Source organism: Pseudonocardia sp. DxW (genome assembly GCF_058448985.1).
Genome location: NZ_JBZFLK010000005.1, coordinates 128,083 through 139,409 on the forward strand (window position 1 = coordinate 128,083; position 11,327 = coordinate 139,409).

The following is an 11,327-nucleotide window of genomic DNA, read 5'->3' on the forward strand; positions in this document are numbered from 1 at the left end:
TGAGTGCGTACGGAGTCGAGCAGTACTGCGAGGGGACAGCGGATGAGCGCGATGTACCGGCTGAAGGCGTACTTCGGCATGGTCCCGGCCGACGAGATGGACTACGTGGACGAGCCGGCCCACTACCGGGCGGCCCACGAGCACTCCTCGAGCGGTCGCGGCGACCGCTGGGCGACCGGTGCGGGTCGGTTCGCCGACCAGGACGGTTACGACGACGAACGATACGACCCCGCCGCGGGCTACGACGACGGCTGGGGGCCCCGCACGGCGCGGGACACCCCCCGTCCGGCGCGCGGTGTGCGGCCGGATCCGCGCGGTGAGCGGGAGCCCGGTGATCACCTCGGGCGGGTCTCACCGATCGGCGGGGCCGCCGGAGCGGCCGTCCGCGGGTCGCTCGCGATGGATCCGGACGCGTTCCGGAGCCCCTCTCGGGAACACCAGCGCGAGGAGCGGCCGACACCCGTCGCGCCGGCGCCCGCGCCCTCGGCGGTGCCCGAGCAGCGCGACCGGACGGCCGTCGCGCCGGCCTCGATCACGACCCTGCACCCGCGCAGCTACAACGAGGCGCGCACGATCGGCGAGCGCTACCGGGACGGTGTGCCGGTCATCATGAACCTCACCGATCTGGACGGCGCGGCCGCGAAACGCCTGGTGGACTTCGCCGCCGGCCTCGCGTTCGCGCTGCGCGGATCGATCGACAAGGTTACCGACCGGGTGTTCCTTCTCACCCCGGCGGACGTCGAGGTGTCCGCCGACGACGCGCGGAGGCTCGCCGAGCGCGGAGCTTTCCGACAGGATTGATGCGTGTCCACCGCCATCGGCTTCCTGATCTATTACGTCCTGTTCTTCTTCTGGCTGCTGCTCGCGGCCCGGATCGTCGTCGAGATGGTCCGGTCCTTCGCGCGTCAGTGGCGACCGGCCGGAGCCCCCGCGGTGGCGCTCGAGGTCGTCTTCACCGCGACCGACCCTCCGGTCAAGTTGCTGCGGAGAGTGATCCCCGTCGTCCGTATCGGAGGCGTGGGACTGGACCTGTCGATTATGGTGCTGTTGCTGGTGGTGTTCATCTCGATGAGCGCCGTCAGATCACAGCTCCTGGGTTGAGCCCCAGTCACCCGGGAGTGCCGCCGAGGACCGCATGAGGTGATCCGATGCCGCTGACGCCCGCCGACGTTCACAACGTCGCGTTCAGCAAACCCCCGATCGGGAAGCGGGGGTACAACGAGGACGAGGTCGACGCCTTCCTCGATCTGGTCGAGGCCGAACTGGCCCGGCTGATCGGGGAGAACGACGACCTCCGAGACCAGGTCGCACAGCTCGAGCAGCGCCTCGGCGATGCCGAGGCCGACCTGGACGAGGCCCGCAACCAGCAGGCCCCGGCACAGACGCAGGCGCTGCAGGCGTCGCCGTCGCCGATGGGACGTGGTGGCGGAGCCCCCGCGCCCCAGCTCGCCGGAGTGGGGGGATCCGCCGACGCCGACGGCGGGGACCACCACGTGCAGGCGGCCAAGGTCCTGGGCCTGGCCCAGGAGATGGCCGACCGGCTGACGGCCGAGGCGAAGAACGAGGCCGACACGATGCTGTCGGACGCGCGGACCAAGTCCGAGCAGCTCCTCTCCGACGCCCGCACCAAGGCCGACGGCCTGGTCAACGACGCGCGCTCGCGTGCCGAGACCATGCTCAACGACGCCCGTACCCGTTCCGAGACGCTCGAGCGTCAGTCGCGTGACAAGGCGTCCGGCCTGGTCAGCGATGCCGAGCGCAAGCAGAACGAGATCATGGGTGCGATCCAGCGGGACAAGTCCGTGCTGGAGAAGAAGATCGACGAGCTGCGCACCTTCGAGCGCGAGTACCGCACCCGGCTCAAGACCTATCTGGAGTCGCAGCTGCGCGACCTGGAGGGCCGCGGGTCGGCGGCGCCGACGGACAACTCCGGCAACGCGAACCGCTCCGGTTCCAACGGTGGCTACGCCGCCTCCGGATACGGCCAGCGGGCCGACACCGGGAGCTGACGCCCGGCGCGCGAGCAATGCGCGCCGGGATGCCCGACGACGATGGGGTAGCGGCCGGGTGCCACTGCCGACCGACGGAGTTCGCCGATGTTGATGCTGGTGCTGGTGCTGGTAGCGATCGCGCTGGCGCTCTGGCTTGCCGGATGGTTCCTGCAGGTCGTGGCGCTGTTCTGGACGTCGGTCGGGGTCTGCCTGATCGCCGGTCTGGTGCTGCTCTACGACTGGTGGCAGACCCGGTCCGCCGTGCGGGCCGGGGACCGGTCGGAGAGCGCCGATGCCGGACCGGCCCCGGAGCGGCCCGGTCCGCCCCGGAACCAGGGCCCGGACATGGAACCCGCCACCCAGATCCTGCCGGTCGTCCGGCCGGAGACGGGTGGCCCCGGCCGAGCCGGTGCCGGCCTGCCGGGGGCCGCGGGTGGAGTTCCGGACGCGGCCAACGCGTCGGATGCGACCATCCAGATCCCGGTGATCCGGCCGTCCGGCTCTGAGGAGGGACCGCCCGCCGTTTCCCGATCGGGTGGCTCTTCGTCACCCTCGGTGACGAATGGGGCGGCTGCGGACGGTGCCGCGTCGTCCGGCGGACACCCGGCCGGGTCGCCGGACGAGTCCGCGGCCGCGGCGACGACCGCGGCCCGGGTGCCGACGACGCCGGACGCTCCGGCTGCTCCGGATGCTCGGGATGTTTCGAAGGCCCCGAACACCCAGGACGGCTCCGGGCCGGCCGATCGGGACGACACGGGTCGTGGCGGCGACCCGGCACGTCCCGACGGCCCGCCCGGGGACGCCCGGGCCCCGGGCACGACGGGGGCGGCGCAGGCCGATCCCCGGGATGCGGTCCCGCCGCACGGTTCCGACCGGTCGCCGGCCGGCTCCGCTGGGGTGAGCCGGCGCGACACGACGACGGCCGCCGGAACCGGCTCCGCCGCCGGCGGCGGAGCCGACGACCCGGGCTTCGGCTCCGGTTCGGCCCCGGCGGGCGCGCCGGGGCGCGGTGACGCCGGCCGGACCGCGGCCACCGGGGTCACCGGATCGGCTCCCGGCGCCGGCGGACCGGGTTCCGGCGACGGCGGACCGGGTTCCGGCGACGGCGGACCGGGTTCCGGCACTGCCGGATCGGCTCCCGGCACTGCCGGTGGACCGGGCGGCACGCCGGACCGGACTGCCGCCGCAGGATCGGTGGAGTCCGCGACCACCGCGGTGCCGCTCGGCGGCACGGCACCGGCGGGATCCGCCGACCGCACCACCGCGGCGCAGGCCGCGGGCGGCGCGGGCCTGGCCGCAGGTGCTGCCGGTGCAGCCGGCGCGGCTGGTGCCGAGAGCGGAGTCGGCGCGGCCGACTCCCGGGCCGGCGGGGCCGATACCCGCTCCGGCGGGACCGATACCCGCGCCGGCGGCGTCGAGAACGGGGTCGCCGGGGCCGACGCCGGGCGGCCGCCGTCCGACGCGGGCGCCGCGTCGGAGCCGCAGCCGATCGCCGGCGAGGCCCCCGAGGAGCCGCGCGACCCGACCCTGGCGGGCCTGGTGGCCCGGCTGCCGGACGAGGTGCTGGTGATCGACGAGCACCCGCGCTACCACGTGCAGACCTGCCGGGCGCTGCCCGGCAGGCCGGTGATCCCGCTCCCGGTCAGCGAGGCCGTCGAGCTCGGGTTCACCCCGTGCGGCTGGTGCTCGCCGAACCGCTCGCTCGGCGAGCGGCACCCGGCCCAGGTCCGCTAGTCGGCCCCCGCTTCGCCGGGCTGTGTGAATGAGCCCGCTTCGCCGGGCTGTGGAATAACCGGGTGCCCGCCCGCGCTACCCTGGTTCCACAGGCACCGATCCGGCCATCACCGGGGAGCCTCCGGAAGAAACGGCCCGCCCTGCGCGGGCCGGAGTAGAACCGGACGGGTGCGGCCCGTCATCGCCGTCGAACGAGAGGCGCACGCGAGCCAGGGTGCGCAAGCGGGGTGGTACCGCGGCACGGCCTCCACGGGCCGTCGTCGTCCCCGTGCGAACCGACATTCGCACGAGGAGCGCCATGAGCGACACCGGATACCCCGAGGTTCCCGCACATCCCACGTTCCCCGCGCTGGAGCGCGACGTCCTGGCGTCCTGGGAGGCCGACGACACGTTCCGCGCGTCCGTCGAGCAGCGCCCGGCCGGGGAGAACGGCTCGTGCGAGTACGTCTTCTACGACGGCCCGCCGTTCGCCAACGGCCTGCCGCACTACGGCCACCTGCTCACCGGCTACGTCAAGGACGTCGTCCCGCGCTACCGCACCATGCGCGGCAACCGGGTCGAGCGCCGCTTCGGCTGGGACACCCACGGCCTGCCCGCCGAGGTCGAGACCGAGAACCAGCTCGGCATCAAGCACAAGTCCGAGATCGAGGAGATGGGCGTCGCCGCCTTCAACGAGGCGTGCCGCACCTCGGTGCTCCGCTACACCGGCGAATGGCGCGACTACGTCACCCGCCAGGCCCGCTGGGTCGACTTCGACAACGACTACAAGACGCTCGACCTGGACTACATGGAGTCCGTCATGTGGGCGTTCAAGTCGTTGTGGGACAAGGGCCTGGTCTACTCGGGCTTCCGGGTGCTCTGGTACTGCTGGCGCTGCGAGACGCCGCTGAGCGCCACCGAGACCAAGATGGACGACGTCTACCTCGACCGGCAGGACCCGGCCGTCACCGTCGGGCTGCGGCTGTCCGACTCCGGCTGCGCGGACCTCGACGGCGCGCTCGCCCTGGTCTGGACGACCACCCCGTGGACGCTGCCGTCGAACCTGGCCGTCGCGGTGCACCCGGACGTCGACTACGCGGTCGTGCAGGCGAACGGGGAGCGCTGGGTGCTCGCGCGGGCCCGCGTCGCCGCCTACGCCCGCGAGCTGGGCGAGGACCCGCACGTCCTCACCGTGCTGAAGGGCTCCGACATCCTCGGTGCCGCCTACACCCCGCCGTTCGACTTCTTCACCGGCCGGGAGAACGCGCACCGGGTGCTGGCCGCCGACTACGTCACCACCGAGGACGGCACCGGGCTCGTGCACATCGCCCCCGCCTTCGGTGAGGAGGACAAGGAGGTCACCGACGCGGCCGGCATCGAGGTCGTCAACCCGGTCGACTCCCGCGGCGAGTTCACCACCGAGGTCCCGCCGTACGCCGGCATGCAGGTGTTCGACGCGAACCCGCAGATCATCCGGGACCTGAAGGAGCGCACGTCCGAGCACGTCAGCGGCGTGCTGCTGCGGCACGAGACCTACGACCACCCGTACCCGCACTGCTGGCGCTGCGGCAACGCGCTGATCCAGCGCGCCGTCGACTCCTGGTTCGTCCGGGTCACCCGGTTCCGGGACCGGATGGTCGAGCTCAACCAGCAGATCGACTGGACGCCGGCGCACGTGCGCGACGGCCAGTTCGGGAAGTGGCTGGAGGGCGCCCGCGACTGGGGCATCTCCCGCAACCGGTACTGGGGCAGCCCGATCCCGGTGTGGCAGTCCGACGACCCGCGCTACCCGCGGACCGACGTCTACGGCTCGCTCGACGAGCTGGAGCGCGACTTCGGCGTGCGCCCGACCGACCTGCACCGCCCGTACGTCGACGAGCTGACCCGGCCCAACCCGGACGACCCGACGGGCGCGAGCACCATGCGCCGGGTCCCGGAGGTGCTGGACTGCTGGTTCGAGTCCGGCTCGATGCCGTTCGCCCAGGTGCACTACCCGTTCGAGAACGCCGACTGGTTCGAGCACCACTACCCGGGCGACTTCATCGTCGAGTACAACGGCCAGACCCGCGGCTGGTTCTACACGCTGCACGTGCTCGCCACCGCCCTGTTCGACCGGCCCGCGTTCCGCAACTGCTCGGCGCACGGCATCGTGCTGGGCGACGACGGCGCGAAGATGTCCAAGTCGCGCAAGAACTACCCGGACGTCAACGAGGTCTTCGACCGGGACGGCTCGGACGCCATGCGGTGGTTCCTCATGGCGTCGCCGATCCTGCGCGGCGGGAACCTGATCGTCACCGAGCAGGGCATCCGGGAGGGCGTCCGGCAGGCGATCCTGCCGCTGTGGAACAGCTGGTACTTCCTGTCGCTCTACGCCGGCGGGCAGCGCGGGACGTTCCGCACCGACAGCCCGCACGTGCTCGACCGGTACGTGCTGGCCAAGACCGCGGACCTGGTCGACGGCGTCACCGCGGCGATGGACGCCTACGACATCGCGGGCGCCTGCGAGCGGATCCGGGAGCACGCCGAGACGCTGACCAACTGGTACGTCCGGCGCTCCCGGGAGCGGTTCTGGGCGACCGGATCGGCCGACGCCGAGGCCGTCCGGCGGGACGCCGTCGACACCCTGCACACCGTGCTGGAGGTGACCTGCCGGGTCGCGGCGCCGCTGCTGCCGCTGACCGCGGAGGCGATCTGGCGCGGCCTCACCGGCGGCCGCTCGGTGCACCTCGCCGACTGGCCGGGCGGGTCCGACCCGGCGCTGCCCGGGACGGCCGCGGCGGGGGCCGGGCTGCCGCACGACGCCGAGCTGGTCGCCGGGATGGACCGGATCCGGCAGGTCGCGTCGGCGGCGCTGTCGCTGCGCAAGTCGGCGAAGGTCCGGGTGCGCCAGCCGCTGCCCGGGCTCACCGTCGCCGCCGCCGACGCCGCGGACCTGGAGCCGTTCACCGCCCTGCTGCGCGACGAGGTGAACGTCCGCACGGTCGAGCTCACCGAGGACGTCGCGGAGCACGGACGCTTCGAGATCGCGGTGAACGCCCGGGTCGCCGGCCCGCGGCTGGGCGCCGACGTGCAGAAGTGCATCCGCGCGGTGAAGGCGGGGGAGTGGAGCCGGGAGACCGACGGCGGCCAGGACACCGTCGTCGCCGCCGGGATCACCCTGCAGGACGGCGAGTTCACCGAGCGGCTGGTCGCCGCCGACCCGGCGCACACCGTCGCGCTGCCGGGGAACAGCGGGCTGGTCGTGCTCGACACGACCGTCACCCCCGAGCTGGCGGCCGAGGGCACCGCGCGCGACGTCGTCCGGGTCGTGCAGCAGGCTCGCCGGGACGCCGGGCTGGCGGTGGCCGACCGGATCGCGCTGACCCTGGACGGGCCGGACGCGGTGCTGGACGCGGTCCGCACGCACGAGTCGTTCGTCGGCGGGGAGGTGCTGGCGACCGCGGTGTCCTTCGGACCGGTTGCCGACGGGGCCTCGGCCGGTCAGGTGGTCGGTCCGGACGGGACCGCCGTCGAGCTGCGCGCGCGGGTCGAGCGCGCCTGAACCCCGGGGCGCCGGGCCGGTCCCCCGGCCCGGCGCCCCCCGTAGGCTCGCCGGGTGGGCGCGGCAGCGGATCGGTGGCGGGAACTCCAGTCCGGACGGGGGATCCCGGAGCACATCCGGCGCGCCGCCCCCGCCGATCCGTGGACGCACCGCGCGGCCGACTTCGCACCGCCCGCCGAGCCCGCCGACACCCCGTCCCGGGCCGCGGCCCGGGCGCTCGCCGAACGTGCCGCGGCCTGGAGCTGCGCCGGCGCGTCGGTGCTCGACGTCGGCTGCGGCGGCGGTGACGCCGCGTTCGCCGTCGCCCGGCCCGATCCGTCGCCGGTGGCGCGGGTGGTCGGCGTCGACCGGCAGGCCGACATGCTCGCCGTGTTCGCCGCGGCGGCCCACGAGCGCGGGATCCCCTACGGCACCGTGCAGGGCGCCTGGCCGGACGTCGCCGCCGACGCCGCCCGGCACGACGTCGTCGTCTGCCATCACGTGCTGCACAACGTCGTCGATCTCCCGCCGTTCCTCGCCGCCCTGCACGCCGCCGCCCGCGGCCCGGCGGGCGGCGTGGTGGTCGAGATGCTGCCCGAGCACCCGATGGCCTGGCTGGACCCGCTGTGGCGGCACTTCCACGACCTGGACCGCCCGCCGAGCGCCACCGCCGACGACGCCGTCGCGGTGCTGCGCGAGGAGCTCTGCGTCGAGCCGGAGGTGCGGCACTGGACCCGGGACCGGCGGCTCCCGCACGACGCGGGCTGGGTGGCCCGCAGGCTGTGCCTGCCCGCGTCCCGGCTCGCGGAGGTCGAGTCCGCGCTGGCGGCCGTGCCGCCGCGGCGCACCGACGCCGTCACGATCGTCTGGTCGCCCTGAGCCGGCGACCGCCGGACCGGACCGCCGGAACGCGCGCCGCCGGCGCTCGTCATACTCGGGGGGTGAGTTCCGATCCCGCCGCCGGCGAGGCACCCGTCGATCCCGCGCTACGGCGGCGCGGGGTGTTCCTGCTGGCCGGGATCGCCGGCGTGGTGCTCGCCCTCGACCTGGCCACCAAGATCGCCGCCGTCGCGACGCTGGAGGACCGCGACCCGGTCACCGTGATCGACGGCTTCTTCTACCTGACGCTGCTGCGCAACCCGGGCGCCGCCTGGTCGATGGCCACCGGGTACACCTGGGTGCTGACGATCGTCGCCGTCGTCGTCGTCGGGGTGATCATCCGGATCGCCCGCAGGCTGGTCTCCATCGGCTGGGCGATCGGGCTCGGGCTGGTCCTGGGCGGCGCGCTGGGCAACCTGGTCGACCGGTTCTTCCGCTCGCCCGGCCCGATGCGCGGGCACGTCGTCGACATGTTCGCCGTGTTCGCGCCGGACGGCAGCGTCTTCCCGGTGTTCAACATCGCCGACTCCGGCATCGTCTGCGGCGGGATCCTGCTGGTGCTGATGGCGCTGCGCGGGGTGGAGATCGACGGACGGGTGGGTGGCTGAGCCGTGGGTGACCAGCGGAGCATGCCCGTCCCCGACGGCCTCGACGGCATGCGCATCGACTCCGGCCTCTCCCGGCTGCTCGGCCTGTCCCGCACGGTCGTCGCCGGGCTGGCCGAGTCCGGCCGGATCCAGGTCGACGGCAGCGTCGCCGGCAAGTCCGATCGGCTGCTCGGCGGGGCGTGGCTGGAGATCGAGCTGCCCGACGTCGAGACCGCCGAGCCGGTCATCGCCGGCCCGGCCGAGGTCGTCGCCGGGCTGACCGTGCTGCACTCCGACGACGACATCGTCGTCGTCGACAAGCCGGTCGGCGTCGCCGCGCACCCGTCGCCGGGCTGGACCGGGCCGACCGTCACCAGCGGCCTCGCGGCGCTCGGGTTCCGGCTGTCCACCTCCGGCGCCGCCGAGCGACAGGGGATCGTGCACCGGCTCGACGTCGGCACCACCGGCGTCATGGTGGTCGCGACCTCCGAGCACGCGTACACGGCGCTGAAGCGGGCGTTCAAGGAGCGCACCGTCGACAAGCGCTACCACGCCGTCGTCCAGGGACATCCCGATCCGTCGTCGGGCACCATCGACGCGCCGATCGACCGGCACCCGCGGCACGACTACCGGTTCGCCGTCATGCAGAGCGGCAAGCCGAGCATCACCCACTACGACACGATCGAGGCGTTCCGCTCGGCCAGCCTGCTCGACGTGCACCTGGAGACCGGGCGCACGCACCAGATCCGGGTGCACTTCTCCGCGCTCCGCCATCCCTGCGTCGGCGACCTCACCTACGGTGCGGACCCGACGCTGGCCAAGCGGGTCGGGCTGAGCCGGCAGTGGCTGCACGCCAGGACGCTCGGCTTCGAGCATCCGGCGGACGGCCGCCACGTCGAGTTCACCAGCCCCTACCCGGACGACCTGGGGGCGGCGCTCGAGGCACTGCGGGACCCGTGACCGGGCTGAGCACGCGCGGCCTGTGGGTGGTCGTCGCGCTGATGGGCGTGGTGCTGCTCGGCACGCTGTGGGTGGCCGGATCCGGCCCGCCCGTCCCGGCGGGCACCTCGACCGGCTCGATCCGGCTCGGCCCCGAACCCGGCCAGGACGTCGGGGAGTACCTCGCCTCGCTGCCCGGGCAGCTGCCCCCCGAGGGGATGCCGGTGCCGGCGCTGGTCCAGCTCGACCGCCCGCTGGACGTGCCGGCCGCGGCGGCGCTCGCCGGGGCGTCGCCGGTCTCGACCGTCGTGTTCCGGGTGCCGCTGGAGCGGGTGCAGACGGCGCTGCGGTTCGAGCACGTGACCGGGACCGGTGACCCCGCGGCGGCGCTCGGCGTCGCCCGGGAGCAGGCGGCGTTCCGAGCCGAGGCCGACCGCGACCGGGCCGAGCGGGCGCGCGACCCGGCGGCCGACCCGGAGACCGGCGCGCTGCTCACCCGGCGGGCCGCGATCGCCGCCGCCGAGCAGCGGATGCTGGCCGCGCCGGACTGCGCCTGCGTCATCGGGCTCGTGGTCACCGCCGACCGGGACGCGCTGGAGGCGCTCGCCGGCACTGCCGGGGTGCGCGCGGTGCACGCGGCGCCGCAGCGCTCCAGCGCGGCACAGCTGGCGCTGTCCCCGCTGCTGCCCGAGCAGACGACGGCGGCGACCCCGCCGCCCGACGACGGCCCGGTGCCCGCCGGGTGAGCCCGGATCAGCCGAGCACGCCGCGGTCGCGCAGCAGGCGGACCGCCGCGGCGGCGCCGCGCCACAGGTGCGCGTCCCAGCCGTGCGCGACCGCCGCCCGGACGTTGTCCACCCGGTCGTCGAAGAACACGACCTGCTCGGGGACCGTGCGGAACTCGACGTCGGCCCGCCGGTAGACGTCCTGCGACGGCTTGACCAGCCCGACGTCGGCGGAGAACAGCATGCGGTCGAACGGGCCGCTCCAGGCCGCGGCCCGGACCGCGGCGGCCAGCCCGCGGGGGGCGTTGGACAGCACCGCCAGCCGCACCTTCGCCCGCGCGAGATCGGCCAGCAGCATCGACGAGGTCGGCGGCAGCGCCGACCAGAACGTCACGTCGAGCCGTTCCGCGGCGTCCATCCGCTCCGGGGCCGGATCGAGACCGAGATCGGCGAACACCGCGCTCCAGTAGCGGTGCGGCGGATCGCCCAGGTCGTGCCGGAGCCGGTGCGCCCAGTACGCGGTCTGCAGATCCGGCTCGGCGACGCCGAGATCGGCCGACAGCCGCCGCAGCAGCCCCTGCGACGGGACGAGCACCTCGCCGAGGTCGAACACGACCGTGCGGCGCGGTTCGTCGGTGGACCCTCCGTCGGTGAGCTCCCGGGTGGTGGACGGGCGGCGGCCGCGCGAGGTGTGATGATCCATCGTCCGGGGAGCGTAACCCGCCGGAGCGGGTGGGCGGGCCATCGAGCGGGCGGGGCCGGCCGCCTCCGTGTGCCCCGGGTGCTCGGGCGGCTCGGTGGTCTGGTGCTCAGCGGCCCGGGGGCTCGGCTGTCGGATGCTCGGCGGTCGGGGTGCTCGGCGGCCCGGAGGCTCGGCGTGCTCGGGTCGGCCGGTTGCTCGGCGCGGAGGGCGCGGTCGTGCCGCACCGCTGCGTCGTTCTCGCACCTCTGCGTCGCCCCCGCACCTGTTGCA

At 74.5% G+C, this 11,327-nt stretch carries 10 protein-coding genes; 9 read left to right on the forward strand and 1 reads right to left on the reverse strand.

Features of this window, described 5'->3' with window-relative positions; translation table 11 throughout:
- Nucleotides 1–42 precede the first annotated feature (42 nt).
- The 9 genes from ACVJO7_RS09530 (at nt 43) to ACVJO7_RS09570 (ending at nt 10,375) form a co-directional block, all read left to right on the forward strand.
- The gene (locus ACVJO7_RS09530) at nt 43–801 is read left to right on the forward strand and encodes a cell division protein SepF (protein WP_344018846.1); all 759 of its coding nucleotides are present in this window, start codon (nt 43–45) and stop codon (nt 799–801) included.
- Nucleotides 802–804: 3 nt separating this feature from the next.
- Nucleotides 805–1,101 carry a YggT family protein gene (locus ACVJO7_RS09535; RefSeq protein ID WP_085914995.1) on the forward strand — a complete coding sequence of 99 codons (297 nt, stop codon included), beginning with the start codon at nt 805–807 and terminating at the stop codon, nt 1,099–1,101.
- Nucleotides 1,102–1,148: 47 nt separating this feature from the next.
- The gene (wag31, locus tag ACVJO7_RS09540; protein ID WP_344018852.1) at nt 1,149–2,009 is read left to right on the forward strand and encodes a DivIVA-like cell division protein Wag31; all 861 of its coding nucleotides are present in this window, start codon (nt 1,149–1,151) and stop codon (nt 2,007–2,009) included.
- Nucleotides 2,010–2,096: 87 nt separating this feature from the next.
- Nucleotides 2,097–3,725, forward strand: coding sequence for a hypothetical protein (locus ACVJO7_RS09545; protein ID WP_491672546.1), 1,629 nt, complete (start codon nt 2,097–2,099; stop codon nt 3,723–3,725).
- A 298-nt stretch (nt 3,726–4,023) separates the two neighbouring features.
- A complete protein-coding gene (gene ileS, locus ACVJO7_RS09550) occupies nt 4,024–7,245 on the forward strand; it encodes an isoleucine--tRNA ligase (protein ID WP_491672547.1) in 3,222 nt (1,073 codons plus the stop codon).
- 54 nt (nt 7,246–7,299) lie between these two features.
- A complete protein-coding gene (locus ACVJO7_RS09555) occupies nt 7,300–8,103 on the forward strand; it encodes a class I SAM-dependent methyltransferase (RefSeq protein WP_491672548.1) in 804 nt (267 codons plus the stop codon).
- A gap of 62 nt (nt 8,104–8,165) precedes the next feature.
- Nucleotides 8,166–8,711, forward strand: a complete 546-nt coding sequence (lspA, locus tag ACVJO7_RS09560) for a signal peptidase II (RefSeq protein WP_344018861.1) — start codon at nt 8,166–8,168, stop codon at nt 8,709–8,711.
- A gap of 21 nt (nt 8,712–8,732) precedes the next feature.
- Nucleotides 8,733–9,650, forward strand: coding sequence for an RluA family pseudouridine synthase (locus ACVJO7_RS09565; RefSeq protein WP_491672549.1), 918 nt, complete (start codon nt 8,733–8,735; stop codon nt 9,648–9,650).
- A complete protein-coding gene (locus ACVJO7_RS09570; protein ID WP_491672550.1) occupies nt 9,647–10,375 on the forward strand; it encodes a hypothetical protein in 729 nt (242 codons plus the stop codon). Before ACVJO7_RS09565 ends, ACVJO7_RS09570 begins: the two co-directional genes overlap by 4 nt.
- Nucleotides 10,376–10,382: 7 nt before the next feature.
- On the opposite strand, the gene ACVJO7_RS09575 is transcribed toward ACVJO7_RS09570, so the two are convergent.
- Nucleotides 10,383–11,057, reverse strand: a complete 675-nt coding sequence (locus tag ACVJO7_RS09575) for an HAD-IA family hydrolase (RefSeq protein ID WP_491672551.1) — start codon at nt 11,055–11,057, stop codon at nt 10,383–10,385.
- Between the last annotated feature and the right edge of the window lie 270 nt (nt 11,058–11,327).

Coding starts and splice junctions, on each gene's coding strand:
- ACVJO7_RS09545 (WP_491672546.1), top strand. CDS start 2,097: ATGTTGATGCTGGTGCTGGTGCTGGTAGCGATCGCGCTGGCGCTCTGG.
- ACVJO7_RS09565 (WP_491672549.1), top strand. CDS start 8,733: ATGCCCGTCCCCGACGGCCTCGACGGCATGCGCATCGACTCCGGCCTC.
- wag31 (WP_344018852.1), top strand. CDS start 1,149: ATGCCGCTGACGCCCGCCGACGTTCACAACGTCGCGTTCAGCAAACCC.
- ACVJO7_RS09575 (WP_491672551.1), bottom strand. CDS start 11,057: ATGGATCATCACACCTCGCGCGGCCGCCGCCCGTCCACCACCCGGGAG.
- ACVJO7_RS09530 (WP_344018846.1), top strand. CDS start 43: ATGAGCGCGATGTACCGGCTGAAGGCGTACTTCGGCATGGTCCCGGCC.
- ileS (WP_491672547.1), top strand. CDS start 4,024: ATGAGCGACACCGGATACCCCGAGGTTCCCGCACATCCCACGTTCCCC.